The organism is Isoptericola sp. NPDC019571 (genome assembly GCF_044389385.1).
Taxonomy (GTDB): domain Bacteria; phylum Actinomycetota; class Actinomycetes; order Actinomycetales; family Cellulomonadaceae; genus Isoptericola; species Isoptericola nanjingensis.
The window spans coordinates 15,504-41,094 of sequence record NZ_JBIRXZ010000011.1 but is presented as its reverse complement, the minus strand read 5'-3'; the positions used below and the strand labels follow the sequence as shown (position 1 = coordinate 41,094).

Genomic DNA, 25,591 nt, shown 5'->3' with positions numbered 1-25,591 from the left:
TCGTACATATTCGTCGCCCCCCCCCGCGTTTGTTCGCGCCACCCCCCCCCCCCCCCCCCCCCCCCCCCCCTCTCTATCTCGGCGAGGAGCCTCTCTATCTCGCGGTCACCAGCGGTCGTGCACGTGCTCCTTGATCGCCTCGTCGTAGATCTCCCGCACGCCGGACGTGAAGAGGGGCCCGAGGACGCCCGTGTCGCCGGCGGCGGCGTTGAGCCGCGCCTGCTCGGGGCTGCGTGCCCCCGGGATGACCGTGGAGACCCCGGGCTGCTGCCAGACCCAGGCGATGGCCGCCTGCGCGGGCGTGAGGTCCTGGTTCAGGGCCGACCCGGCGAGCTCCGTGAAGCGCGCGGCCGCGTCGACGCCGACGTCGAACGGCACGCCGGAGAAGGTCTCGCCGACGTCGAAGGCCTTGCCCTCGCGGTTGAACGTGCGGTGGTCGTCCTCCGAGAACGTGGTCTCGTGGGTGTACCGGCCCGACAGGAGCCCCGACGCCAGCGGCACGCGCGCGATGATGCCGACGCCGGCCGCGGAGGCCGCGGGCAGCACCCGCTCCAGGGGCTTGAGCCGGAACGCGTTGAGGATGATCTGCACGGTGGCGACACCGGGGCGCGCGATGGCGGTGAGGGCCTCCTCGACGGTCTCCACGGAGACGCCATAGGCGGCGGTGACGCCGTCGGCCACGAGCGTGTCCAGCGCGTCGTACACCTCGTCGTCGGAGTAGACGGAGGTCGGCGGGCAGTGCAGCTGCACGAGGTCGAGGGTCTCGACGCCGAGGTTCCGGCGCGACCGGTCGGTCCACTCGCGGAAGTTCGACAGGACGTAGTTCTCCGGCACCTGGTCCATCCGCCGGCCCATCTTGGTGGCCACGGTGATGGCGTCGTCACGGTGGTCGGCGAGGAACGCGCCCAGGGCCTGCTCGCTGCGGCCGTCCCCGTAGACGTCCGCGGTGTCGAAGAACGTCACGCCGGACTCGAACGCGGCATCCAGCACGGACCGGGCCTGGTCGTCGTCGACCGTCCCCCAGTCCGCACCCAGCTGCCAGGTTCCCAGGCCGACGACCGACACCAGCCGGCCGGTGCGGCCGAGCACCTGCTTCTCCATCGTTCCCCCGTTCGGTGGCACCCCGGGCACCCCGGACCCGTGGCGCGGACCCCTCGCGCGCGAGGGGACGTCTCGTCAGATATCTGGCTCTCCTACGCTACGTCGCCCGCACCGATCCGGCGTGCCGACTACGGTGTGAGCGTGAACACCGCTGACTCCCCCGCCGTCCCCGCCCCGTCGGGCCGGCAGTTCCGCATCTCCTCCGGCGAGCACCGGGCCACCGTCACCGAGGTCGGCGCGATGGTGCGCGAGTACACCGTCGCCGGCCGCGACGTGTTCGTGCCGTTCGCCGAGGACGAGGCGGCCCCCGTCTTCAACGCCGCCGTCCTCGCCCCGTGGCCGAACCGTCTGCGCGACGGCGCCTACACGACCGACGGCGTCCGGCACCAGGTGGCCGTGAGCGAGCCCGACCGCGGGACGGCGCTGCACGGCCTCGTGTGCTGGTACCGCTGGACGCCCGTCGAGGTGGCGGACGACGCGGTGACTCTCGAGCTCGCCCTCCCCGCGCAGAAGGGCTGGCCGTTCCAGCTCGTGCTCCGCACCCGGTACACGGTGTCCGACGCCGGCCTGGAGGTCGTGGTCGGCGCGCGCAACGTCGGCACCGGGACCGCGCCGTACGGCGTCGGCTTCCACCCGTGGCTGTCCACCGGCGGCGTCGCGCTCGATGAGTGCACCGTCAGCCTGGACGCCACGACGCACGTCACCGTCGACGACCGCCTGCTGCCGACCGGCGTCGAGCCCGTCGCCGGCCCGTACGACCTGCGCACCACGCGGTCGCTCGCCGGCCTGGACCTCGACGACGCGTGGACGGGCGCCACCCGCGACGACGCCGGGCTGTCCTGGGCCCGGCTCGGCCGCCCCGACGGCAGCACCGCCGCGATCTGGATGGACGGCTCCATGGACTGCTGGCAGGTCTGCTCGGCCGACCACATCGACGGCTACGAGCGGTTCGGCCTCGCCGCCGAGCCGATGAGCTGCGTGGCCGACGCGTTCAACACCGGCGAGCGCCTGGTCCGCCTCGCCCCTGGCGACGAGCACGTCGTGCGCTGGGGCGCCACCCTGCTCTGACCTGTCAGACCCGGCGCGCCGCCTACCCCGCTGTGGCCCTGACAACTCGGGGAGCCGTGCGGCGTGGGATCCTGCGTCGCGGACGGGCGTGCGGCGACAATGGCCGCGCAACTGCGAGACAGGACTTGGACGGTGAAGGCTCAGTGACCCAGACCGAGGTGCGCATCTGCGTCGTGGGCGACGAGCTCAGCGTGGGCGTCGGGGACGCCCGCGCCCTGGGGTGGACGGGGCGCGTCATGGCCCGGACCAGGTTCGGGCGGCCGGCGATGGCGTTCACGCTCGCCGTGCCCGGGGAGACCAGCTCGGCGCTCGGCGCCCGCTGGCAGGCGGAGACGGAGTCGCGCTTCGGCCCGGAGGACACGTGCGAGAACCGCCTCGTCGTCGCCCTCGGCCGGCACGACGTCGACTCGTCGCTCTCGGTGGCGCGGTCACGGCTCAACCTGGCGAACATCCTCGACGTGGCAGAGACGAGCCGGATCCCGGCGTTCGTCGTCGGGCCCCCGCCGGGGCGGCCGGAGGACGGCGGCCGCATCGCGGACCTCTCGGCCGCGTTCTCGGACGTCGCCAACCGGCGCCGCGTGCCGTACGTCGACACGTACACGCCGCTGGCGCAGCACGAGCAGTGGCTGGCCGACCTCGCAACGAACGGCTCCACCTACCCCGGGCAGGCGGGCTACGGCCTCATGGCGTGGCTCGTGCTGCACACCGGCTGGCACGCGTGGCTGGGGCTGCCCGCCGACGAGTGACGACCGCTCAGACGCCCGCCCGTTCGGCCAGGCCGCGCACGTACGCGGCCTGGCCGACGTGCTGCAGGTCGTCGCCGACGACGCTCACGAGCCGCACCCCGAGCGTGACGGGCGGGTCCCACCTCGTGTCCACCACGCGGTCCAGGTCCGAGGCGGTCACCGTCGCCAGGTAGGCGGTCGTCGCGGCGTGCACGTCGTCGAGGTAGCCCCGCAGCAGGGCCGCGTCGGCCTGGACGGTCGCGACCTGCTCCGGCGTGTGGCCGTAGCCGGTGTCCGCGACGTCGAACGGCAGCCCGAACCTCTCGGCCCAGCCGCCCGCCGCCCACCGCTGCTCGGTGCCGGCGACGTCCGCGACGTGGTCGTCCTGCACCCGCGCCAGGTGCCACACGAGCCACGCGACGGTGTTCGCCTCCGCGTCGGGGCGGTACGTCAGGCGGTCGGCCGTGGCGCCGCGCAGTACGCGGTGCGCGGTCTCGGCGATCCGCCCGAAGGCGTCGGTCAGCAGGGCGACGTGGGGTACGGACGCGTCCGTCATGGTGCTCCTCCTCCCCGGCGCCCCGGGCGGGCGCCGGTCAGCGACGGTCGACGGTGACGTGCGCGGACGTCACCGTCGCGGACAGGTACGCGGCGCTGCGGCCGTCGGCGGGCTGCTCGCCGTGGTCGACGACGAGCGTCGCGCCGGCGCTCGGCAGCACCGAGCCGTCGAGGACGACCTGGCCGGACGCGCCGCGCACCTTGAGGTTCACCGGGCTGCCCGCCGGGAGGCGCAGGTCGATCGCGCCCGAGACCGTCTTGGCCGTGATCAGCGGGCTCGCCTGGGTCGCGGTGACCGTCGCGGCCCCCGACACGGTGGTCAGGGAGACCCGCGCGAGCGCGCCCGTCAGGGCGATCGACCCGGCCGCGCTGTTCGCCGTCACGTCCCCGGTGTGCCCCTCGGCCGACAGCGCGCCCGAGACGGTCTTGAGCGACATCGGCCCGGTCGTGCCGGTCGCGCGCACGGCGCCGGTCACGGTCTTCACCGCGACCTTGCGGCCTCCGGCGACCTCGACGTCCGCGCCGAGGGTGCCGACGTCGACCGCCCCGTCGGCCGGGACGACGACGCGCACCACGGCACGCTCGCTCTGGCGCGGGTTGCGCAGCTTCGCCATGACGGAGTCGAGCACGGAGCTCTCGTAGCCCACGCGCAGCCGGTCCCCGTCGCGCACGACCTGGAGCGGCTTGGCGCTCACCTCGAGCAGCTCGATCCGCACGCCCGTCGCGGCCGGGTCGGCGACGACGTCGGCGCGCCCGTCCTGCAGGCGGAGCGTCACCCCCGTGGCCTGCTCGACGTCGATGGTCTGCGGGGCGGCGACCGCCCACGACTCCGTGCTCATGAGGCTCCCTGTGCTGCTCGGGCTGTGCTGAGGACGGGTACCACCCTGGCAGAGCCCGGAGACGTCCGGATCGGGGATGCCCCGGATTCCGACCCGGGGCCTCCGGTGTGGGACCATGGGAACCGACCCCTCGTCCATCCTTCGTGAGGAGACCACCATGAGCAAGCGCGGTCGCAAGCGCCGTAGCCGCAAGGGCAACGCCGCCAACCACGGCAAGCGTCCCAACGCCTGACGCACCGAGGTAGTACGAAATTCGCCGAGGTAGTTCCGGTGGGCGCGTGGCCTGTGGCCACGACTCCTACCGGAACTACCTCGGCGAATTTCGTACTACCTCGGCGTGAGGGCTACTCGGCCGTGGACATCACGGTCAGCTGCGCGTGGATGCGCACCCGGAGGGTCTCCGGCGCGCGCTCCGAGCAGGAGCGGCGGACCAGCTGCTTGACGAGCTCCTCGACGCTCAGCTCGGCGAGGCACGGCGAGCAGTGCGCGACGTGCGCGCGCATCCGCTGCTCGTCCTCGGGCGTCATCTCCGAGTCGAGGAACTCGTTCAGGTGCACGAGGGCGTGCTCGCACTCGTTCTCCCCCTCGGCCCGGTCGTGCGGGATGGGGGTGACGGGGTCGGTCATGACGCTCCTCCACGAGCCGGGACCAGGCCACGCTGAGCGGCGTAGTCGGCGAGCAGCTCGCGCAGCTGCCGGCGTCCGCGGTGCAGCCGGGACATCACCGTCCCGATCGGCGTACCCATGATCTCGGCGATCTCCTTGTAGGGGAAGCCCTCGACGTCGGCGTAGTAGACGACCATGCGCCGGTCCTCGGGCAGCTCCTGCAGCGCGCGCTTGACGTCGGAGTCGGGGAGCCGGTCGAGCGCCTCGGCCTCGGCCGACCGCAGCCCCTGCGACGTGTGCGACGCGGCGCGGGCGATCTGCCAGTCCTCGACGTCCTCCGCCTGGGACTGCTGCGGCTCGCGCTGCTTCTTGCGGTAGCTGTTGATGAACGTGTTCGTGAGGATGCGGTACAGCCAGGCCTTGAGGTTGGTGCCCGGCTTGTACTGGTGGAAGGCGGCGAACGCCTTCGCGAACGTCTCCTGCACCAGGTCCTCGGCGTCCGCGGGGTTGCGCGTCATGCGCAGCGCGGCGGAGTAGAGCTGGTCCAGGTACTGCAGGGCGTCACGCTCGAAGCGCTCGGCCCGGGCCGCGGTGGTCTCTCCCTCGGGGGCACGCTCCGTGTCCTCGGGGATCTCCTCGCCGTCCGGGGTGCTCCCGCGCGGCGCGTCGCCGCTCGCCGGGCCAAGGTCCTGGGTCATCACCGTCGAGCCTAGTCCAGCCACTGGGCGGGGTCCTCCGATCCACGGGGTGTGCAGGTCTGTCGTGCGGCCGACCACCGCGTCGTCCGCGCCCGCCGTCAGGGCGTCTGCCGGGACGGCGAACAGCCGCACGGACTCGCGTCCGGGTGCGGGGACGGCGGTCGCCGTCGTCGGGGTGCGGGTGCTCACGCGGTGTGCAACCGCTGAAGGGGCCTCGACATTCCCGTGGGAGCGGCTCCGGCCGCCGGCCTCAGGAGGCCACCGGCGCGGCGAACCGCCGGCGGTAGGAGACCGGGCTGGTGCCGAGCTGGCGGGCGAAGTGGTGCCGCAGCACGGGCGCGCTGCCGAAGCCGACCACGCGCGCGATCTCGTCCACGGGCGCCTCGGTCGACTCGAGCAGCTCCTGCGCCCGTGCGACCCGCTGGCGCGCGAGCCAGGCGGCCGGCGTCGTGCCGGTCTCCTGACGGAAGCGGCGCGCGAAGGTGCGCTCGGACAGCGCGGCCCGGCGCGCCAGCCTGGACACGGTGTGCTCCTCGGCCAGGTGCTCCCGCATCCAGGCGAGCAGGCCGGCGAGCGACACGCCCTCGCGCGGCAGCGGGTCGACGACGAACTGGGCCTGACCCCCCTCGCGCTGCGGCGGCACCACCATGCGCCGCGCGACGGCGCGCGCGGCGTCGGCGCCGACCTGCGTCCGCACGAGGTGCAGCGCGGCGTCGATGCCCGCCGCGGTCCCGGCGCTGGTGAGCACGTGCCCGTCCTCGACGAAGAGCGCGTCGGGGTCGACGTCGGCGGTGGGGACCTCGGCCGCGAGCCGCTCCGTGTACATCCAGTGCGTGGTGCACCGCCGGCCGTCGAGCAGGCCTGCCCGCGCGAGCGTGAACGCGCCCGAGCAGATGGCGAACAGCCAGGCGCCGCGGTCGTGGGCCGCCCGGAGCGCGTCGAGGTAGGCCTGCGGCAGCGTCTCCGCGCCGTCGTCGTCGATGCCGTACGCGACGGCGACGACGAGGTCGGCGTCGTCGAGCGCCTCGAGGCCGTGCTCGACGACGACGGGGAAGCCGCCCTTGGTCATCACGGGGCCGGGCTCGGGGGCGCAGAGGGTGAAGTCGAACGACGGGCCGCCCGTGTCGCGCCGGTCGATCCCGAACACCTCGTACGCGACGCCGAGCTCGAACGGGGCGACGCCCGGGACGACGACGGCGGCGACCTTGTGGATCATGCCGACCATGCTGCCACGGCGATGGCGGAATGTCGATGCATACTGGCACTTCTGCCACTCGTGGCAGAAGTGCGATGCGCGAAGGATAACTGCCATGACCGCATTGATCCTCGTCCTCGCCGCCCTGCTCCTCACCGCCTACGCCGCCCGCCTCGTGCGGACGGTCCGCCGCGACGGCCTCGGCACCCGCCGGCCGCCGCGCTCCCACCCCGACTGGTGGGACGGCGCGCCCGCCTGACGCCCGCCGGCGCCGCGCCCGCCGGTCGCCGCGCAAGCGCGGGTCGGCTCTGCCACAGTGGGCCCATGCTGCTGCGCCGTATCGCCCGACCCCTCCTGGCCGCCCCCTTCGTCTACGACGGGATCCAGGCCGTGCTGCACCCGGCCGAGCACGTGGACGCCGCCCGCGAGGGCTCCACGATCGTCACGGACGCGGTCGGCGCCGAGCCGCTCAGCGACCGCCAGCTCGGCCTCCTGGTGCGCGCGCACGGCGCGGTGACCGCCGTGGCCGGCGTCCTGCTCGCCGTCGGCCGCACGCCCCGCACCGCCGCGCTCGCGCTGGCCGCGCTCACCGCGCCGCTCGCCGTCGCCCACCAGCCGTTCACCAGCAGGGGGGCCGAGCGCAGCCTGCGCACCGCGGCCTTCGTCAAGGACCTCGGCAAGGTCGGCGCCGCCGTCATCGCGGGCGTCGACCTCGAGGGCCGGCCCGGCGTCACCTACCGCGTGCAGCAGGCGCGCACGCACGCCGCCCGCCTCGCGGAGGCGAAGGCCGAGACGGTCAAGGCCGCGACGAAGGGCGAGGCGGCCAAGGTCGCGGCCAAGGCCGACAAGGCGAAGGCGGCCACCAAGGCCGAGGCCGCGAGGCTGCGGGCGAAGGTCGCCGACGCCGTCTGACGGTCGCGGACCTGGTCGGCACCGGCGAGACGGCCCGCGGTGCGTGCGGTCCGTGAACTAGCCTCGGAGCCATGACCTCAGCCGTCCCGCCGCACGCCGCCCCGCCCGCCCCCGACGTCGTCGACGAGTGGGCGGCACCGGTCGCGACGGCTCCGCTGGACGCGACGGTCGAGGTGCCGGGCAGCAAGTCGCTGACGAACCGCCTGCTCGTGCTGGCCGCGCTCGCCGACGGCCCCGGCACCCTGCGCGGGGCGCTGCGCTCGCGCGACGCCGACCTCATGATCGGCGCGCTGCGGGCCCTGGGCGCCGGCATCGACGAGGGCGACGACCCGAGCACCCTGCACGTGACCCCCGGCCCGCTGCGCGGCGACGTGGACGTCGACACCGGGCTGGCGGGCACGGTGATGCGGTTCCTCCCGCCGGTCGCGGCCCTGGCCGACGGTCCGGTCCGCTTCGACGGCGACCCCGAGGCGCGGGTCCGGCCGATGCTGCCGGTGCTCGCGGCCCTGGGCAGCCTGGGCGTGCGCGTCACGTCCCCCGACGGCGGCACCCCGACGCACCTGCCCTTCACCGTGCACGGCACGGGCCGGGTGGCGGGCGGCGCCGTGGACGTCGACGCGTCCGCATCGTCGCAGTTCGTCTCGGCCCTGCTGCTCGCGGGCGCGCGCTTCGAGCGCGGCCTCACGCTGCGGCACATCGGCACCACGCTGCCGAGCGTCCCCCACATCGCCATGACCGTGGCCACCCTGCGCGACGTCGGCGTCGAGGTGGACGACTCGCGCGACGGCATCTGGCAGGTCGCCCCCGGCCCGGTCGCCGCGCGCGACGTGCGGGTCGAGCCGGACCTGTCCAACGCGGCGCCGTTCCTGGCCGCGGCGCTGGTGGGCGGCGGCACCGTGCGCGTGCCGGGCTGGCCGGCGGAGACCACCCAGCCGGGCGCGCTGCTCCCGGACCTGTTCGCGGCCCTCGGGGCGCAGGCCCGCCTGGACGGCGGCGTCCTCACCGTCACCGGCACGGGCGAGGTCCGCGGGGCGGACCTGGACCTGCACGCCGCGGGCGAGCTCGCCCCCACCTTCGCCGTCCTCGCCGCGCTCGCCGACTCCCCCAGCCGCCTGCGCGGCATCGCGCACCTCCGGGGCCACGAGACCGACCGGCTGGCCGCGCTGGCCACCGAGATCACGCGGCTCGGCGGGCAGGCCGAGGAGACGCGCGACGGGCTCGTCATCACGCCGCGACCGCTGCACGGCGGCCTGTTCCGCACCTACGCCGACCACCGCATGGCGACGTCGGCCGCCGTGCTCGGCCTGCGGGTGCCGGGGGTGCGGGTGGAGAACGTCGGCACCACGGCCAAGACCCTGCCCGGCTTCGACGTGATGTGGGAGCGGATGCTGGGGGTCGACGCCGGCCCCGTCACCGAGGGCGAGGCCTGATGGCCCGCCGCGCCGTCGACGAGCACGCGCAGTACGCGCGGCCCTCGAAGCGCGGCTCACGGCCCCGCACCAAGCAGCGCCCCGAGCACGCGGACGCCGAGGTCGGCATGGTGACCGGCGTCGACCGCGGCCGGTACACCCTCGTGGTCGACGACGGCACCGACCGCGAGCGCACCGTCCTCGCGATGAAGGCGCGCGAGCTCACACGTACCCGCGTCGTCGTGGGCGACCGCGTCGACGTCGTCGGCGACACGTCGGGCGACGAGGGCACGCTCGCCCGCATCGTGCGGATCCAGGACCGGTCGTCCGTGCTGCGCCGCACCGCGGACGACACCGACCCCTACGAGCGCATCGTGGTGGCGAACGCCGACCAGCTCGTCGTGGTCACCGCGCTCGCCCAGCCCGAGCCGCGCACCGGCATGATCGACCGCTGCGTCGTCGCCGCCTACGACGCGGGCATGGACGTGCTGCTGTGCCTCACCAAGGCCGACCTCGCGGACCCCGCTCCCCTGCGCGACCTCTACACCCCCATCGGCGTCGAGGTCGTCGTCACGCGGCAGGACGACGCCGCGAGCGTCGAGGCCGTCCGCTCCCGGCTGGCCGGGCGGACGTCCGTGCTGGTGGGGCACTCGGGCGTCGGCAAGTCGACGCTCATCAACGCCCTGGTGCCCGACGCCGACCGCGCCACCGGCGTCGTCAACGACGTCACCGGCCGTGGCCGTCACACGTCCACGTCGGCCGTCGCGCTGCGGCTGCCGGTCGGGCACGACGACCACGACGGCTGGGTGGTCGACACCCCGGGCGTCCGGTCGTTCGGGCTGGCGCACGTCGAGACGGACCACCTGCTGCAGGCGTTCGAGGACCTCGCCGAGGTCGCCGAGGACTGCCCGCGCGGCTGCACCCACCTCGCGGACGCCCCCGACTGCGCGCTCGACGACTGGCTCGCCGCGTCGTCCGACGACGAGCGCCCGGCGCGCGAGGCCCGCGTCGCGTCGTTCCGGCGCCTGCTGACCGCGCGCCACGCCGCCGACTGACCTCGCGCCGGATGGTGCGGGCGCGATTTCGGGGACCATCCACGTCCCCGTTCCCCCGGAAGTCGCGCTCACAGAGTGCGGGCCCTGTTCGTCAGGTACAACTTGTCAGTCTGGGCTGACGAGTTCTACGGTGAAGAGATGTCCACCGCGCCCGATCCCGCCGCGCCCGCCGACATGCCCGCCGACATGCCCGCCGACATGCCCGTCGACACGGCCGCCGCCGCGGCGCGCGAGCTGCGCTCGCTGGTCGGGCGGCTCCGCCGCCGCTTCCTCGAGCTGAGCGACAACCAGGAGCTCACGCCGTCACAGACGTCGCTGCTCTCCCGGCTCGCCAAGCACGGCCCCGCGTCGCCCGGCGCCCTCGCCGCGGCCGAGCGGGTCCGGCCGCAGTCGCTCGGGGCCACCCTCGGCGTCGTCGCCGACCGGGGCCTCGTGCGCCGGGACCCCGACCCCGACGACGGCCGCCGCCAGGTGATCTCCCTCAGCGACGACGGGCGGGCGTTCGTCGAGGGCCGGCGCGAGGCCGGGCAGGAGTGGCTGACGCACGCGCTGCGCGACCGCCTCACCGCCGAGGAGCTGGCCACCGTGACGGCGGCCCTCGCGATCCTGGACCGGACGCTCCTCGACGCCGCGCCCACCGCCCCGGCACCCGCCCGCGAGGCCGACCGCCCGTGACCCTGCTCCACCGCCACCCCGCCGCCCGCCCGGCAGCCGCACCCCGCGGGCCGGACGGCTACGACACCCGCCTCACGCTGCCGCTCGCGCTGGGGTCGCTGCTCAACCCGATCAACTCGTCGATGATCGCGGTGGCCCTCGTGCCCATCGGGATCGCGTTCGGCGCCCCGGCCGCGCAGACGGTCTGGCTTGTCACCGCGCTCTACCTCGTGACGGCGGTGGGCCAGCCGGTGGTCGGTCGCGTGGTCGACCTCGTCGGGCCGCGGCGCCCTTACCTGGTCGGGGCCGCGCTCGTCGGCATCGCCGGCATGCTCGGAGCGCTGGCCCCGTCGCTCGGGGTGCTCGTGCTGGCCCGCGCGCTGCTCGGCATCGGCACCTGCGCCGCCTACCCGGCGGCGATGTGGCTGGTGCGGCACGCGACCGACCGCTCCGGCGAGGACCGCGGGATCGCGACGGTGCTCACGATCCTCGCCGTCACGAACCAGGTGACGATGATCGTCGGCCCGACGCTCGGCGGGCTGCTCGTCGGCGCCGGCGGCTGGCGGGCGATCTTCCTGGTCAACGTGCCGCTCGCGGCGGCGTGCCTCGTGCTGGGCGGCCTTCGGCTGCCGCGCACGACCGCCGCCGACCTCGTCGTGCAGGACGCCGTGGACGACGCCCGGGAAGACGGCACGAGCCTCGCGACGCGCCTGGACCTGCTCGGCGTGCTGCTCTTCGCGGCCGCGCTCACCAGCCTGATGCTCGTCCTCGTCGGCGCCGCGCCCTGGTGGGTGCTCGCCGCGACCGCCGTGACCGGCGCCTGGTTCGCGCGGCACGAGCTGAGCGCTCGCCGCCCGTTCATCGACCTGCGGCTGCTCGCCGGGAACCGCCCGCTGCTGCTCACGTACGCGCGCGCCCTGCTCACCGCCACCGCCACGTACGCGTTCATGTTCGGCTACGTGCAGTGGCTCGAGCAGGGCCGTGGCCTGAGCGAGGCCACCGCGGGGCTGCTGATGCTGCCGACGTCGGTCGTCGCGGTCGCGGTCGCCTCGGCGACCGGGCGGCGCGCCCCCGTGCGGACGGCCCTGCTCGTCGGGTCGGGCTCGTTGCTGGTCGGCGGCGCGATCCTCGCCGTCGTGCAGCCCGCCAGCCCGACGTGGCTGCTCGTCCTCGCCGGCGTGGGCATCGGGGGCATGCAGGGGCTGGCCGGGCTCGCGCACCAGAAGGCGCTCGCCCGCCAGGCCGACGCCGCGACCGTCGGCGCCGCGTCCGGGCTGCTGCGCACGTTCATGTACCTCGGCGCGCTGGTGTCCACCGCGGCCATCGCGGCGCTCTACGCCGACGGCCCCACGACGGCGGGCCTGCACGACCTCGCCCTCGCGATGGCGGCCTGCGCCGTCGTCGTCGGCGTCCTCACGCTCGTCGACCGCTCCCTGCGGCGCCGTCCCACGAGCGTCCACCCCGTTCCCGCCCCTGTCCCCGCACCCGACCGAGCACCCGACCCCGCACCCGGAGAGCACCGCTGATGACCCTCACCACCCTCGACCCCCGCACCGCCCTCGTCGTCGTCGACCTGCAGGCGGGCATCCTCGCCATGCCGACCGCGCCGCACGCCGCGGACGCCGTCCTCGCCCGCAGCGTCGAGCTCGCCGAGGCCTTCCGCGCCCGCGACCTGCCCGTCGTCCTCGTGCGCGTCACCGCGGCGCCCGACGGCGCCGACGCCGTGCCCGGTCGCACCGACGCACCGCGCGGTGCAGCCCGGCCCGACGGCTGGGACGTCCTCGCGCCGGAGCTGCACACCGCGGCGTCGGACGTCGTCGTGACCAAGCGGAACTGGGGCGCCTTCTACGGCACCGACCTCGACCTCCAGCTGCGCCGCCGCGGCGTGACGCAGGTCGTCCTGGCCGGCATCGCCACCAGCATCGGCGTCGAGTCCACGGCCCGCGCCGCCCACGAGCACGGCTACCACGTCTCCCTCGTCACCGACGCGATGGCCGACCGCTCCGCCGAGGACCACGAGCACAGCGTCGGGCGGCTCTTCCCCCGGCTGGGCGAGTGCGGCACGACCGCCGAGCTGGTCGCCCTGCTGGGCGCCTGACCTCTCTGTCCCACCCCCGCGCGCCGGGGCCCTGGCCGGAGCGGCGGACCGCTACGGTGTGAGGCGTGTCGTACACCCAGCCGTCTCCCAGCCCGACCAGCGGGCCCGCGCGCACGTACGAGGACGACCTGCGCCTGGCCCACGTGATCGCCGACCAGGTGGACGCGATCACGATGTCCCGCTTCAAGGCCGTGGACCTGCACGTCGAGCAGAAGCCCGACGACACGCCCGTCTCGGACGCCGACCGTTCCGCCGAGGAGTTCATCCGCGCCCAGCTGCACCGCGCGCGCACCCGCGACGCGATCGTCGGCGAGGAGTACGGCTCGGCGGGCAGCGGCGCGCGGCGCTGGATCATCGACCCGATCGACGGCACGAAGAACTTCGTGCGCGGCGTCCCCGTGTGGGCCACGCTCATCGCGCTGGCCGACGGCGAGGAGGTCGTCATGGGCCTCGTCTCGGCGCCGGCGATCGGCCGCCGCTGGTGGGCGGCGAAGGGCTCGGGCGCCTGGACCGGCAAGTCCCTCGCGTCCGCGTCGCGGATGTCCGTCTCCGGCGTGAGCACGCTCGCCGACGCCTCGTTCTCGTACTCGTCCCTGTCCGGGTGGGAGGAGCACGGGAAGCTCAACGGCTTCCTCGACCTCACCCGCCAGGTGTGGCGCACCCGCGGCTACGGCGACTTCTGGTCGTACATGCTCGTCGCCGAGGGCGCCGCCGACATCGCCGCCGAGCCCGAGCTCGAGGTCTACGACATGGCCGCCCTCGTGCCCATCGTCACCGAGGCCGGCGGCCGCTTCACCGCGCTCGACGGCGCCCCCGGACCGTGGCACGGGAACGCCCTGGCCACCAACGGCAGGCTCCACGACGAGACCCTCGTCTACCTGGGCTGAACCCGCTCACGACGATCAGGGGCGCGGGATCTGGGAGATCTCGGTCGGGTCGTACCAGAGCAGGTCGCGGTCGGTGACGCGCTGCAGCGCCGCGTCCAGCGCCGCCTCGGACGTCGCGCCGACGTCGCCGGTGCGCTCGGCGTCGTTCTCCTCGTCGGCGGCGGCGAGCACCGCGCGCACGTCGTCCGCCGCCTCCGGCTCGTCGACGTGGACGGCGACGACGGCCACGCCGGTCAGGGCGGCGACGTCGACCGCGCTGGGCTCGTCGGCGCCGTCAGCCCCGGTGACCTCGGCGTCCGGCACGTCGAGCGAGACGACGACGCGGAGCGGCACGACGGCGCGACGCGAGGCCACGAGGGCCAGCGAGTCGTCCGCGGCGGCGAGGAAGGCCTCGTACTCCCGGCTCTCGTCGTCCTCGTCGGGCAGCTCGCGGGCGAGGGCGGGCGTCACCGCGTGCGCGCGGCGGGCGGGGACGTCCCACCGCGCCCCGGCGGCGGCGACCACGGCGCCCTCGAGCTCGTCCAGCGTGGCGGGAACGTAGATGCGCATGCGCACAGTCTGCCGCGAGCAGCCGCCCCGCGCTCACGCCTCCGCCGGCACCGCCGCGGCGACGGTCGCCCGCACCCGCTCGGCCAGCGCCTCGAACGCCGCCGTCACCGGCGACCCGGGAGCCTCCTCCGCGAGCGTGCGGCCCGCCAGCAGCGCGGCGTCCAGGCCGGCGGCGTCGTCGGGGACCAGGTGGACGTCCTCGACCCCGGCGTAGCGCGCCAGCGCGTCCCGCACCGCCGCCTCCGGGCGCGAGCCCACCGCCGACGCGCGCACCCGGTTCGCGACGACGACCCGCTCGCCCGCGACGGGCACCGGCACCTCGCGCAGGTCCTCGAGCCCGCGCACGAGGCGCTGGATGCCCACCGGGTCCGCCGCACCGACCACCACGACGACGTCCGCCGCCTGCAGCGCCGCGAGCGTCGCACCGTTGCGCTGCGGCGCGTGGGTGTCGTACATCAGCAGCTCGTCCGCCTCCAGGAGCGGGCCGCAGTCGACGACGGTCCAGTCGGCGAGCTCGCGCGCCCGCTCGAGGACCACCTCGACGGCGCTGGCCGGCAGCTCGGGCCACCGGGCGGCGCGCGTGATCCCCGTCAGCACCCGGAGCCTGCCGCCGACGACCGGGCTGTGCCGGGCGAGCGTCGGCAGGTCGAGCGACCCGTGCGCGGCGGCGCGGGCGGCGGCCGCCAGCCCCGGGGCGTCGTCGAGCAGGCCCAGGCGGGCCGCCACCGACGCGCCGTAGGTGTCGGCGTCCACGACCAGCGCGTGCTCGGTAGCCGTCGCCGCCGACTCGCGACGCGCGCGACCGTGGCGGCGGCGCCCGCGCGACAGGCCGCCGAGCGCGGCCGCGAGCTCGAGCGCCGTCGTCGTGCGCCCCGGCGCGCCCACGGGGCCCCAGACCGCGACGACGCGCCCGCGGCGGGGCGTCGCGTCGTCCGCGACGACGTCCTCCAGCCCGATCCCGTCCTGGCCGGCGAGCGCCTCGTCGACGTCCTGCCCACCCTGGCCCAGCACCAGGCGGTCGGGTGCGGCGGCGCCCGGTGCCGCGTCGCGGACCGCGGCGAGCAGGAGGGCCTCGTCGTACCGCTCGACGACGGCGTCGACGCCCAACGCGTGCAGCCTGGCCGCCGGCGCGACGTCGTCACCGAGCGCGACCACGCGGACGCCCGCGGCGCGCAGCCGGCCGACGGCCTCCCGGTCGAGGCCGGGCAGGTCGCCGGAGACCAGCGCGACGGCGCCCGCGCCGGCGGCGGCTGCCGCGAGCAGCTCCGCCACGTCGCCGCAGCGACGCGTGACGGTGGCGCCCGAGCCCGGGCCGCCCAGGGCGAGGACGACGTCGGTCTCCGCCGCGCCGCGCACCGCGCACAGGACGGTGACGCTCCCCATCAGACGCCGGCCCCGGCCTGCGGCACGACGGTCACGCTGCCGGGGACCGTCAGCGCCCGGAGGACGACGGGCAGGTCCTCGGAGGGCACGAGCACGTGCAGCGTGGCGCCGTCCGCGACGACGAGCCCGGTGCCCGCCTCGTCGACCTGCTCGACGACGACGCCCTCGACGAGCGGCGCCGGCTCCGCGGCCGGCGCGTCGGCTCCGGCGGGCGCCTCGGGCGTCGACCAGAGGTCGACGGCGGACCCGGCCTGCACGCGGGACGACATGGCCTGGTCGACGGGCACGGAGACCGAGCGCACGTCGACCTCCGCCGCGTCGCCGAGCGCCGACCGGGCGACGAGCTCGCCGTCGTCGACCACCCGCAGCGCGACGACCTCGTCGGGCAGCTCCTGGTCGGCCCGCAGGTACAGCTCCGCGCCCGCGTCGATCCTGACGTCGACCGTGCGCAGCCGGTCCACGTCCACGGTCTCGCCGGGGGTGAGCGTCCCGTCGGCCGCGTAGACCGGCACGGTGCGCCCCGCGGACGAGACCGCCCACGAGCCGAGGGCCACGGACGCGGCGACGATGACGACGCCGACGACCAGCCGGGGGTCGCGCCAGGTGGGGCGGCGCAGGCGCGCAGCCACGGGTGCCGGCAAGGGGTCGGTGCTCACGGACGTCCTCCGGGGTTGTCTGGACGCGGCCTCGGCGCAGCGTCGCGCCGGAACCTATCATCAGGCACCCCACGCGTGCTTTCGGCAACCACTGTGGACAACCGTCGCCATCGTCGATGACCGCTGTGCCAGAATTGCCCGTATGGCCAGCCGGTTCCTCTCTCTCGCGGACGTGCAGGAGATGCTCAACATCTCCAGCACCCAGGCCTACTCGCTCGTGCGCTCGGGCGAGCTGCCCGCCATCCAGGTGGGCCCCAAGAAGGTGTGGCGGGTCGAGGCGAGCAAGCTCGAGGAGTACATCGAGCACCAGTACGCCCGCACCCGCGAGCGGATCGCGTCGGGCGACCTCTGACGTCTCCGCCGGGCTCCCCCGGCAGACTCAGGCCTCGCTGACCCGCAGCAGGGCAGCGAACGGCACCGTCCGGACGACCGGCCGCGCGCGCTCCGCCTCCTCCACGTCGAGATGGTCGGCGCCCACGCGCCCGATCCGTCCGGTCACCGACCCGCCCGCCGTACGGATCAGCACCCGGGCACGGTCGCGCTGCAGCCCCCGGAGCACGTGGCCCAGCCCGAGACCGTCGGTGCGCGCCCGCGACGGCGTCGCGAGCCGGCCGAGACCGACGACGGCGGCGAGCGCGGCCGCCGGGACGAGGTGCTGGACGCTGCCGCGCGCGCCGCGCCCGTCGAGGAGCACCCACGCGTGCGCCACGCGGGCGAGCCGGCCCTCGATCCCCTCGCCGTCGAGCAGCTCGAGCCGCAGCACGGTGCCCGTCGCGGCCCGCAGCCGGTCGGTCAGCGGGATCGACGCCTGCTCGGCGCGGGTCAGCTCGGCGACCGCCCCCTCCCGTTCGGCCGCCTGCTCGGCGTCGAACCGCGCCTCGAGGTCCGCGAAGAGCAGCTCCCACCTGGCCGGACCCGCGGATGTCATGAGGCTCCTCTCGTCGGGGTCGGTGCCCACAGGATGCCCGGGTGGACAGATCCGGCACCAGTCCGCTTCAATATGCACCATCAGAACACATCAACCGCTATCAACCTGCATCATAGTGAACGATCCGGGATGACGGCGGAGGGACGAAGGAGACCTCGATGTCCGGCAGCACGCAGCGCGACCGGTTCGCACGGCCGGGTGGGCTCGGGCGGCTCGCCGTCCTCACGGTCGCCGCCGCGGGCGTGGGCGCCGCCCTGCTGCTGCGCGCGGCCGCCGTCACCCCACGGACCACCACCGCGGCCACCGGCCTCACCGTCGACCGGTGGGTCGAGCTCGCCGTGCTCGCCGCCGGGCTCCTCGCCGCGGCATGGCTCGCCCTGAGCGGGGCGCTCGCCCTGACCTGCGTCGCCGCGTCGCTGCTCGGCCGCCGGTGGCGTGCCGGTGAGGCCGCCGTGGAGCGGCTCGCGCCCGCCACCGTCAGGCGGCTCGTCCGGACCGCCGTCGGCGCCGGCGTCGGTGCCGGCCTCACGCTCGCCCCGACCGTCGCCCTGGCGGCCGACCTCCCGCCCACCCCGCCGGCCGACCACGGAGGGTCGGTCGTCCTCGACCTCGGCTGGCAGCCCACCGCCACCGAGCCCGAGGCACCGGCCGACGGAGGGGTCGAACGCCCGGCGGAGGAGGACACGCTCGTCGAGGAGGTCGTGGCCGCCCCGGTCGCACACCGTGCCGCCGACGACGCCACCGACCGCGCCGACGAGGCGGCCGACGACGGAGGGCCGACCCGCGTCGTGCACCGCGGCGACACGCTGTGGGACATCGCGGCCCAGGCGCTCGGCGGCTCCCCCACCGACGCGGAGATCCTCCGCGAGGTGACGCGCTGGCACACGGAGAACCGCCACGTCATCGGCGCCGACCCCGACCACCTCCTGCCCGGCCAGATCCTGCGCGCCCCGGCCTGACGGCCCCGACGTCCCACGACTCCCGCACCATCCACCGGAGGGCAACATGACCGCGACGACGACCGCGCCGACCACGCCGGAGACGGCGGCCCCCGCCGAGCGGGGCACCACCGCCCCCGGGACCGCACCGGACGGCGCGACGGCGACGCCCGGCACCGTCCCGGGCACCCCGTCGAGCCGCCCCGCGGCGACCGCGGCTCAGGACGACGGCGCGCCCTCGCCGCGCGCGCTCCGGGTGTCGACCCCGCCGCGACCCTCGGGTCCGGCGGGCTACCCCGAGGCCGGCACCCGACCGTCGCCGCGGCCGCGGCGGGTGCGGGTCGGCGCCCCGGGCGTCCGTCGCGGCCCGGGCGACGACGAGGACCTCACGGCGCGGCCGATGCGGGAGGCCGAGCCCGCGCCGCTGCCCGACCCGACGGCGCAGTGCTGCACGGTCGTGCGCGCCGCGGTCGAGGTCCTGCGCGGGGAGCGGCCGGCGACGCAGCTCGCCCGCTGGGTCACGCCGCAGGTGCGGGACCAGCTCGCCGAGCGCGCCCGGATCGGCCTGGCCCGCGCGCCTCTGCGGGACGAGGAGGCCCACCGGCCCGTCCAGGTGCGGCGCGTGCGGCTGGTCCGCCTGGGCGACGACGTGGCCGAGGCGACCGTCGTCCTGGACGACGACGGCCGGGTGCGCGCCGCTGCCGTCCGGCTGGAGGCGCGCCGGGGCACCTGGCGGGTCGCCGTCCTCGAGGTGGGCTGACCGGACCCCGCGAGATAGAGAAGCCCTCCCCGCGAGGAGGGCTTCTCTATCTCGCGGGGAGGGCTTCTCTATCTCGCGGGAGGGTCACTCCTCGTTGATGCCGTGGCAGACCTTGTACTTCTTGCCGGAGCCGCAGGGGCACTGGGCGTTGCGCGGCGTGCCGGGGAAGGTCCGGCCGTCGCTGGTCGCCGCGGTGGCCTCGCCGTGCAGCTCGCGGCGCGAGCGGCGCGTGGGGGCGCCCGTCGTCGTCGTGGAACCGTCCTCGCTCGGCGACGAGTAGGACAGGCGCTGCGGCGCCGGGGCGTCGAGCCCCTTGGCCAGGAGCACCGGCTCCTCCGCCCCGGCGGGCTCCGCCGCGGCCGGGGCCTCGGGCTCGGCGACCGGCGCGGTCTCGGCGGCCGGCGCCGTCCCGCCCGCCACGACCTGGCCCGCGTCGGACTGCGCGGCGGCCGCGGCGCTGGCCGCCGAGATCACCGGGGCACCGGGGGCGCCCTGGGCGCCGGGCTGCTGCACCTGCACGTCCAGGTTGAACAGGAACCCGACCGACTCCTCCTTGATGGACTCGGTCATCGCCTGGAACAGCTGGAAGCCCTCGCGCTGGTACTCGATCAGGGGGTCGCGCTGCGCCATCGCGCGCAGGCCGATCCCCTCCTTGAGGTAGTCCATCTCGTAGAGGTGCTCGCGCCACTTGCGGTCCAGCACCGAGAGCACGACGCGGCGCTCGAGCTGGCGCATCGCGGGCTCGCCGAGGGTCTCCTCGCGCGCCTGGTAGGCCACGCGGGCGTCCGAGAGCAGCTCCTCGAGGATCATCTCGTGGCTCAGCCGGCCGACGCCGCCCGCCTCCTCGACCACGTCCTCCGGCGTGATCGACACCGGGTACACGGACTTCAGCGCCGTCCACAGCGCGTCCAGGTCCCAGGCCTCGGGGTTGCCCTCGGCGGTCGCGCCGTCGACGTACGCGGTGACGACGTCCGTGAGGAAGTGCTGCACCTGGTCCTCGAGGTCCTCGCCCTCGAGGACGCGCTTGCGCTCCGCGTAGATGACCGAGCGCTGCCGCGACAGGACGTCGTCGTACTTGAGGACGTTCTTGCGGATCTCGAAGTTGCGGGCCTCGACCTGCGACTGGGCGCTCTGGATGCCGCGCGTCACCATCTTCGACTCGAGCGGCATGTCGTCGGGGAAGCCGGCGCGGTCCATCATCGAGGACGCGAGGCCGGAGTTGAACAGGCGCATGAGGTCGTCCTGCATGGACAGGTAGAACCGCGACTCGCCCGGGTCGCCCTGACGGCCGGAGCGGCCGCGCAGCTGGTTGTCGATCCGGCGCGACTCGTGCCGCTCCGTGCCCAGCACGTAGAGGCCGCCGAGCTCGGTGACCTCCTCGTGCTCCGAGGCCACCGCCTGCTTGGCCTTCTCGAGCACGTCCGGCCACGCCGCCTCGTAGGCCTCCGGGTCCTCCCCCGCGTCGAGGCCGCGCTGGGCCATCTCGGTGACGGCGAGGAACTCGGCGTTGCCGCCGAGCATGATGTCGGTGCCGCGGCCGGCCATGTTGGTGGCGACGGTGACAGCGCCCTTGCGGCCGGCCTGCGCGACGACGGACGCCTCGCGCTCGTGCTCCTTCGCGTTCAGGACGCTGTGCGGCACGCCCGCCCGCTTGAGCAGCCCCGACAGCAGCTCGGACTTCTCGACGCTCGTGGTGCCGACCAGCACCGGCTGCCCCTTGGCGTGGCGCTCGACGATGTCCTCGACGACGGCGTTGAACTTGCCGTCCTCGTTCTTGTAGACGAGGTCGGCCTGGTCCATGCGGATCATGGGCCGGTTCGTGGGGATCGGCACCACGCCCAGCTTGTAGGTGCCCTGGAACTCGGCGGCCTCGGTCTCGGCCGTACCGGTCATGCCGGACAGCTTGCCGTAGAGGCGGAAGTAGTTCTGCAGCGTGATCGTGGCGAGCGTCTGGTTCTCCGCCTTGATCTGCACGCCCTCCTTGGCCTCGATGGCCTGGTGCATGCCCTCGTTGTAGCGGCGGCCGGCGAGGATGCGGCCGGTGTGCTCGTCGACGATCATGACCTCGCCGTTGAGCACCACGTAGTCCTTGTCGCGCTTGAACAGCTCCTTCGCCTTGATGGCGTTGTTGAGGAAGCCGATCAGCGGGGTGTTCAGCGACTCGTACAGGTTGTCGATGCCGAGGTAGTCCTCGATCTTCTCGATCCCGGGCTCGAGCACGCCGACGGTCTTCTTCTTCTCGTCGACCTCGTAGTCCTTCTCGACCTCGAGGCGACGCACCACCTTGGCGAACTCGGTGTACCAGCGGTTCGCGTCCCCGGAGGCGGGGCCGGAGATGATGAGCGGGGTGCGGGCCTCGTCGATGAGGATCGAGTCCACCTCGTCCACGATGGCGAAGTGGTGGCCGCGCTGCACCAGGTCGTCGGGCGACCAGGCCATGTTGTCGCGCAGGTAGTCGAACCCGAACTCGTTGTTCGTGCCGTACGTGATGTCGGCCGCGTACTGCTTGCGGCGCTCGTCCGGCGTCTGGCCCGAGACGATGACGCCCGTCGTCATCCCGAGGAAGCGGTAGACGCGGCCCATGAGGTCGCCCTGGTACTTCGCGAGGAAGTCGTTTGTCGTGACGACGTGCACGCCCTTGCCCTCGAGGGCGTTGAGGTAGGCGGCGGTCGTGGCCACGAGCGTCTTGCCCTCACCGGTCTTCATCTCGGCGATGTTGCCGAGGTGCAGGGCGGCGCCACCCATGAGCTGCACGTCGAAGTGCCGCTGGCCGAGGGTGCGGCGCGCGGCCTCGCGCACCGCGGCGAACGCCTCGGGCAGCAGCTCGTCGAGCGTGGTGCCGTGCTCGAGGCGCTCCTTGAAGCGGTCGGTCTCCTCGTGCAGCTCGGCGTCGCTCAGCTCCTCGAAGCTGGGCTCGAGCCGGTTGACCTGCTGGGCCAGGCTGTTGAGCTTCTTGACAATCCGGCCCTCGCCAAGACGGAGGACCTTCTCGAGGATCGCAGGCACGCAGTACTCCAGGGTCGGTGGCGCCCCGGGGATGGCCGGGACCGTGCGGCGTGACGACGGGCGACGACGGACGGTCAGGACCGCACGTCCGCGCCGTCGCCTGGGTCACACCGGCCCCATCCTAGGCGGATCACCTGAGAGTCCGGCACGGGTTCGCGACGGACGAACGACCCGTCGCGCCCCGTCCGGGCGCTGTGAGCGGGGGGGGGGGGGGCGGGCGGCCGGCGCCCCCCCCCCCCCCCCCCCCCCCCCCCCCCCGCGGGGCCCGCCCGCCCCCCCCGGGGGGGGGGGGGGGGCCGCCCCCCCCCCCGCCCCCCCGCCCCCCCGCCGCCCCCCCCGCCCCCCCCCCGCGGGGGGGGGGGGGGGCCGCCCGGGGGGGGGCGGGCGCCCGGCCCCCCCCGCCCGCTCACAGCGTCTCGTGGTCGCGGCCGGAGCCGGGGGCGAGGTCGGCGGCTGCGCGGTCCGCGAGCTCCGCCCCCGCGGCGCCGTAGAGGTGGAAGACGGCGTCCGCACCGTGCCGGCGCAGCTCGGCGGCGTCCTCGTCGTAGCGGGCGATCGCCGCCACCCGGCCGGCGAAGCCGACCGCGCGCAGCCGGGCCAGGGCGATGAGGTTCGCCTTGTGGAACGGCATCGCGAGCACGGCGAGGCGCACCTGTCCGGCCCGCTTGACCCGGGCCCAGAACTCGGTGTCCGTGGCGTCGGCGGGGACGACGGCGATCCCCTCGGTCCGCAGCGCCTCGACGCGGGTGCGGTCGTGCTCGACCCCCATGACCGACAGCCCGTGCACGTCGCGCAGGCGCCGGTACGTCGCCGAGCCCACCCGCCCCAGGCCGAGGACGACGGCATCGACCCGGCCGATGTCGACCGGGCGGTCGTCGAGGTGCAGCTTGTCGACGTCCCGCCGGGGCAGGAGGGCGGTGAGGCGGGCCGCGAGCTCGACGCCGCGCCGGTTGACGATCGCCGAGACGACGAAGCTGCCGGCGACGGCGAGGGAGACGATGACCGTCCACTCCTCGTCGAGCAGGCCCGCCGTCGCGCCGAACGCGACGACGATGATGCCGAACTCGGAGAAGTTGCCGAGCGCCAGACCGGCCAGGAACGACGTCCGCCGCCGCAGCCGCATCAGCCACAGCAGCACCGCGTACCCCGCCACCTGCAGCGGCAGGAGCAGGAGCAGCAGGCCGGCCAGGGCCAGGTCGACCGGGGCCGGCATCCCGTGCAGCCCGATCTGCAGGAAGAACGCGACGAGCGCCAGGTCCTTGACCGTGAGCAGGGAGCGGGAGAGCTCGGTGGCGCGCGGGTGCCCGGCGAGCAGGGCCCCCATCACGAGGGCGCCGAGGTCGCCCGACAGCCCGACGACCTCGAACAGCCAGTACCCGGGCACGAGGGCGACGAACGCGCCGAACAGCGCCTGCAGCTCACCGTGCCCGGCCCGGTCCCAGACGCGGCGCAGCACCCAGGCCCCGGGGACGAGGGCGACGACGGCGAGCGCCCACGGGCTGGGCGGCTCCCCCGTCGAGACGGCCAGGAACGCCACGGCGATGATGTCCTGCACCACGAGCACGCCGACGGCGATGCGCCCGTACAGCGCCGTCGTGTCCGAGCGGTCCTCCAGCACCTTGACCACGAAGACCGTGGAGGAGAACGACAGCGCCAGCCCGACCAGCGCCAGGGAGCCGAGCGACTCGTCGGCGAGGAGCCGGATCCCGACGACCGCGAGCAGGCCGAGGAACCCGACGGCCACCGCGACGCTCAGCACCAGGTGCGCCGCCGTGGTGAGCCAGACCTCCGGGCGCAGCAGCGAGCGGACGTCGAGCTTCAGCCCGATCGCGAACAGCAGGAGCGCCACGCCCAGCTCGGCGACGGTCTCCAGCCCGGGCAGGTCGGGGGCTCCGGCCGCCCCGAGCGCGAACCCGGCGGCGAGGAAGCCGACCAGCGGCGGCAGCCGCAGCAGCGTCGCCGCCAGGCCGCCCACGAGCGCCGCGGCGAGGTACAGCACGGCCGTGGCCATCAGCGCTCCTGACCTTCTCCGGTCCCGACCGACGCGGGCGCGCCCGACGTCGTGGCGCCGATCCTACGAGCGGCGGGCGCCCTGCGCCCCTACGCCGCGCGCACGGCCCCGGCCAGCGCGGGCGCGAGGTCGCCGACCGGCGCGACCGGCGTCGACCCGAGCCCGAGCCAGCCCGCGAGCACGGCGAGCTCGGCGCCCAGCGCCGCCGCCGTGCCGGGGCCGGCGTGGGCGGTGGGGTGCACCGCCTGGACGCGCAGGACGCCCGCCTGCCGGTCGGCCTTGAGGTCGACGAACGCCGTGATCGCGTCGCCCTCGAGGAACGGCAGCACGTAGTACCCGAGCACCCGCTGCGGCGCGGGCACGTAGATCTCGATCCGGTAGTACACGTCGAAGAGCGCCTCGAGACGCCGCCGCTCCCAGACGACCGGGTCGAACGGGCTGAGCAGCGCGCGCGCCTGCGCCCGGCGGGGCACGCGCGCGTCCCGGTGCCGGTAGGTGGGCTCGTCCCAGCCGCGCACGTCGACCGGCACGAGCACGCCGTCCTCCACCAGCTCGTCCCGGGCCCGGCGCACGGCCGGGCCGCGCAGCCGGAAGTAGTCGGCGAAGCAGCGGACCGTGCCGATCCCGTGCGCCCGGGCGCCGAGCTCCAGCAGCCGGCGCACGGCCTCGTCGCCGGGCACCGGCTCCGCCGCGCGCACGGCCGGCGGCAGGACGCGCTCGGGCAGGTCGTAGCAGCGCTCGAACGCGGTGTTGCGCCGCGCGGCCATCACCTCGCCGGTGAAGAACAGGAACTCGAGGCAGCGCTTGGCCATCGTCCAGTTCCAGCCCCACTCCTCGCGCGAGCGCGGTCCCGACCGCCCGGTGGCGACCAGCTCGTCGTGGATCTCGCGCGCGGTCACCGGCCCGCGCTCGGCGACCAGCTGCCGCACCAGGTCCATCTCGGCCGCGTGCGCCAGCGGTGCCCCGGCGATGGTGCCCCAGGCCTCGTCGAGGTAGTTGCGCCGCCGCCACTCCAGCAGCGGGTACGTCGACGCCGGCACGAACGAGGCCACGTGCGCCCACGTCTCCACGATCCGCCGCGGGGCCCGCCCCGCCGCCCGGTCCAGCAGCCCGACGTCGTACGGCCCGAGCCGCGAGTACAGCGGCATCAGGTGCGCCCGCGCCAGCACGTTCACCGAGTCGATCTGCAGCAGGTTCAGCTGCTCGACCGTCGCCATCGCGCGGCGCATCGTCACGCCGTCGGCACCGGGAGCAGCACCCGCAGCACCTGGCCGGGGCCGCGCGAGCCCCTGGGCCCCGAGGGCGACGCGACGGGCCTGCGCGAGCGAGAGGGAGTCCACCCGGCCATCCTGCCGACCCCCACCGACAGCGGCGCGGGACAGGCCCGGGTTTCGACAGGCTCAACCGCGGGTGGTGTGGTTTCGACTGGCTCGACCACCGGGCACGGCGACCGGACAGACGAGAGCCGGTCGAGGCCTTCGTCGCGGGGACGTATCCCTCCCGAAGTGGAGGGCGCCCTGGCGCCCGTGAACGCGTCCCCGCGACGAAGGCCTCGACCG

Annotated in this window: 27 protein-coding genes; 14 read left to right on the top strand and 13 right to left on the bottom strand. The window is 75.3% G+C overall.

Translation table 11 applies throughout. The annotated features are described in order from the left end of the window. Positions 1-105 precede the first annotated feature (105 nt). A complete protein-coding gene (locus tag ACH443_RS17760; protein ID WP_429767046.1) occupies positions 106-1,101 on the bottom strand; it encodes an aldo/keto reductase in 996 nt (331 codons plus the stop codon). Positions 1,102-1,242: 141 nt separating this feature from the next. Between ACH443_RS17760 and ACH443_RS17755 the strand changes: the two genes are divergently transcribed. Both ACH443_RS17755 and ACH443_RS17750 read left to right on the top strand, forming a co-directional pair. Further along, a complete protein-coding gene (locus ACH443_RS17755; RefSeq protein ID WP_430557954.1) occupies positions 1,243-2,169 on the top strand; it encodes an aldose 1-epimerase family protein in 927 nt (308 codons plus the stop codon). A gap of 143 nt (positions 2,170-2,312) precedes the next feature. Further along, positions 2,313-2,915, top strand: a complete 603-nt coding sequence (locus ACH443_RS17750) for a GDSL-type esterase/lipase family protein (RefSeq protein ID WP_430549018.1) — start codon at positions 2,313-2,315, stop codon at positions 2,913-2,915. A 7-nt stretch (positions 2,916-2,922) separates the two neighbouring features. Here the strand turns inward: ACH443_RS17750 and ACH443_RS17745 are convergent, their stop codons facing one another. Then, positions 2,923-3,450 (bottom strand): DinB family protein, encoded by a 528-nt coding sequence (locus ACH443_RS17745; protein WP_430591063.1) that lies wholly within the window; start codon positions 3,448-3,450, stop codon positions 2,923-2,925. 37 nt (positions 3,451-3,487) lie between these two features. Continuing rightward, positions 3,488-4,288, bottom strand: coding sequence for a DUF4097 family beta strand repeat-containing protein (locus ACH443_RS17740; protein ID WP_429767052.1), 801 nt, complete (start codon positions 4,286-4,288; stop codon positions 3,488-3,490). Positions 4,289-4,445: 157 nt separating this feature from the next. On the opposite strand from ACH443_RS17740, the gene ACH443_RS17735 reads away from it, so the two are divergent. Further along, a complete protein-coding gene (locus tag ACH443_RS17735) occupies positions 4,446-4,520 on the top strand; it encodes a 50S ribosomal protein bL37 (RefSeq protein ID WP_099052597.1) in 75 nt (24 codons plus the stop codon). Positions 4,521-4,632: 112 nt separating this feature from the next. On the opposite strand, the gene rsrA is transcribed toward ACH443_RS17735, so the two are convergent. From rsrA to ACH443_RS17720, 3 genes are all read right to left on the bottom strand, one after another. After that, entirely contained in the window at positions 4,633-4,914 is a 282-nt protein-coding gene (gene rsrA / locus ACH443_RS17730) for a mycothiol system anti-sigma-R factor (RefSeq protein WP_429767053.1), read from the bottom strand. Beyond that, on the bottom strand, positions 4,911-5,591 hold the full coding sequence (locus ACH443_RS17725; protein ID WP_429767054.1) for a sigma-70 family RNA polymerase sigma factor: 681 nt from the start codon (positions 5,589-5,591) through the stop codon (positions 4,911-4,913). Before ACH443_RS17725 ends, rsrA begins: the two co-directional genes overlap by 4 nt. 250 nt (positions 5,592-5,841) lie before the next feature. Continuing rightward, positions 5,842-6,807, bottom strand: a complete 966-nt coding sequence (locus tag ACH443_RS17720) for a helix-turn-helix domain-containing protein (protein WP_429767056.1) — start codon at positions 6,805-6,807, stop codon at positions 5,842-5,844. Between the two features lie 94 nt (positions 6,808-6,901). Here ACH443_RS17720 and ACH443_RS17715 point away from each other — a divergent pair, with 94 nt between their 5' ends. The 8 genes from ACH443_RS17715 to hisN all read left to right on the top strand — a co-directional run bounded on the left by ACH443_RS17715 (position 6,902) and on the right by hisN (position 13,801). Then, positions 6,902-7,045 carry a hypothetical protein gene (locus tag ACH443_RS17715; protein WP_429767058.1) on the top strand — a complete coding sequence of 48 codons (144 nt, stop codon included), beginning with the start codon at positions 6,902-6,904 and terminating at the stop codon, positions 7,043-7,045. Between the two features lie 65 nt (positions 7,046-7,110). Next, positions 7,111-7,698 carry a DoxX family membrane protein gene (locus tag ACH443_RS17710; RefSeq protein WP_430591062.1) on the top strand — a complete coding sequence of 196 codons (588 nt, stop codon included), beginning with the start codon at positions 7,111-7,113 and terminating at the stop codon, positions 7,696-7,698. 71 nt (positions 7,699-7,769) lie between these two features. Beyond that, positions 7,770-9,128 carry a 3-phosphoshikimate 1-carboxyvinyltransferase gene (gene aroA / locus ACH443_RS17705; RefSeq protein WP_430591061.1) on the top strand — a complete coding sequence of 453 codons (1,359 nt, stop codon included), beginning with the start codon at positions 7,770-7,772 and terminating at the stop codon, positions 9,126-9,128. Further along, positions 9,128-10,162 carry a ribosome small subunit-dependent GTPase A gene (rsgA, locus tag ACH443_RS17700; protein WP_430591060.1) on the top strand — a complete coding sequence of 345 codons (1,035 nt, stop codon included), beginning with the start codon at positions 9,128-9,130 and terminating at the stop codon, positions 10,160-10,162. The genes aroA and rsgA overlap by 1 nt, the downstream gene beginning before the upstream one ends. A 138-nt stretch (positions 10,163-10,300) precedes the next feature. Further along, a complete protein-coding gene (locus tag ACH443_RS17695) occupies positions 10,301-10,837 on the top strand; it encodes a MarR family winged helix-turn-helix transcriptional regulator (protein ID WP_430591059.1) in 537 nt (178 codons plus the stop codon). Next, positions 10,834-12,342, top strand: coding sequence for an MFS transporter (locus ACH443_RS17690; protein ID WP_430591058.1), 1,509 nt, complete (start codon positions 10,834-10,836; stop codon positions 12,340-12,342). Before ACH443_RS17695 ends, ACH443_RS17690 begins: the two co-directional genes overlap by 4 nt. Next, positions 12,342-12,914, top strand: a complete 573-nt coding sequence (locus ACH443_RS17685) for a hydrolase (protein WP_429767067.1) — start codon at positions 12,342-12,344, stop codon at positions 12,912-12,914. The genes ACH443_RS17690 and ACH443_RS17685 overlap by 1 nt, the downstream gene beginning before the upstream one ends. A gap of 65 nt (positions 12,915-12,979) precedes the next feature. Continuing rightward, positions 12,980-13,801: a histidinol-phosphatase gene (gene hisN / locus ACH443_RS17680; protein WP_429767069.1), complete on the top strand. Its 822-nt coding sequence runs from the start codon at positions 12,980-12,982 to the stop codon at positions 13,799-13,801. 15 nt (positions 13,802-13,816) lie between these two features. On the opposite strand, the gene ACH443_RS17675 is transcribed toward hisN, so the two are convergent. The 3 genes from ACH443_RS17675 to ACH443_RS17665 are packed head-to-tail and all read right to left on the bottom strand — an operon-like array spanning position 13,817 to position 16,389. Continuing rightward, entirely contained in the window at positions 13,817-14,350 is a 534-nt protein-coding gene (locus ACH443_RS17675) for a DUF6912 family protein (protein WP_430557962.1), read from the bottom strand. A 33-nt stretch (positions 14,351-14,383) separates the two neighbouring features. Further along, positions 14,384-15,733 carry a CpaE family protein gene (locus ACH443_RS17670; RefSeq protein WP_430591057.1) on the bottom strand — a complete coding sequence of 450 codons (1,350 nt, stop codon included), beginning with the start codon at positions 15,731-15,733 and terminating at the stop codon, positions 14,384-14,386. Further along, positions 15,733-16,389, bottom strand: coding sequence for a hypothetical protein (locus ACH443_RS17665; RefSeq protein WP_429767073.1), 657 nt, complete (start codon positions 16,387-16,389; stop codon positions 15,733-15,735). Before ACH443_RS17665 ends, ACH443_RS17670 begins: the two co-directional genes overlap by 1 nt. A 142-nt stretch (positions 16,390-16,531) precedes the next feature. Between ACH443_RS17665 and ACH443_RS17660 the strand changes: the two genes are divergently transcribed. Then, positions 16,532-16,741, top strand: a complete 210-nt coding sequence (locus tag ACH443_RS17660; protein ID WP_429735024.1) for a helix-turn-helix domain-containing protein — start codon at positions 16,532-16,534, stop codon at positions 16,739-16,741. 27 nt (positions 16,742-16,768) lie between these two features. On the opposite strand, the gene ACH443_RS17655 is transcribed toward ACH443_RS17660, so the two are convergent. Then, positions 16,769-17,317, bottom strand: a complete 549-nt coding sequence (locus tag ACH443_RS17655) for a hypothetical protein (protein WP_429767075.1) — start codon at positions 17,315-17,317, stop codon at positions 16,769-16,771. A 158-nt stretch (positions 17,318-17,475) separates the two neighbouring features. Between ACH443_RS17655 and ACH443_RS17650 the strand changes: the two genes are divergently transcribed. Continuing rightward, on the top strand, positions 17,476-18,276 hold the full coding sequence (locus tag ACH443_RS17650) for a LysM peptidoglycan-binding domain-containing protein (protein WP_430591056.1): 801 nt from the start codon (positions 17,476-17,478) through the stop codon (positions 18,274-18,276). 46 nt (positions 18,277-18,322) lie between these two features. After that, entirely contained in the window at positions 18,323-19,015 is a 693-nt protein-coding gene (locus ACH443_RS17645) for an Rv3235 family protein (RefSeq protein WP_429767079.1), read from the top strand. Positions 19,016-19,099: 84 nt separating this feature from the next. On the opposite strand, the gene secA is transcribed toward ACH443_RS17645, so the two are convergent. The 3 genes from secA to ACH443_RS17630 form a co-directional block, all read right to left on the bottom strand. After that, the gene (gene secA, locus ACH443_RS17640; protein WP_430591055.1) at positions 19,100-22,021 is read right to left on the bottom strand and encodes a preprotein translocase subunit SecA; all 2,922 of its coding nucleotides are present in this window, start codon (positions 22,019-22,021) and stop codon (positions 19,100-19,102) included. Positions 22,022-22,427: 406 nt separating this feature from the next. Next, positions 22,428-24,032, bottom strand: a complete 1,605-nt coding sequence (locus ACH443_RS17635; protein ID WP_430591054.1) for a cation:proton antiporter — start codon at positions 24,030-24,032, stop codon at positions 22,428-22,430. Positions 24,033-24,121: 89 nt separating this feature from the next. Further along, positions 24,122-25,372 (bottom strand): winged helix-turn-helix domain-containing protein, encoded by a 1,251-nt coding sequence (locus tag ACH443_RS17630; protein ID WP_430591053.1) that lies wholly within the window; start codon positions 25,370-25,372, stop codon positions 24,122-24,124. Positions 25,373-25,591 lie beyond the last annotated feature (219 nt).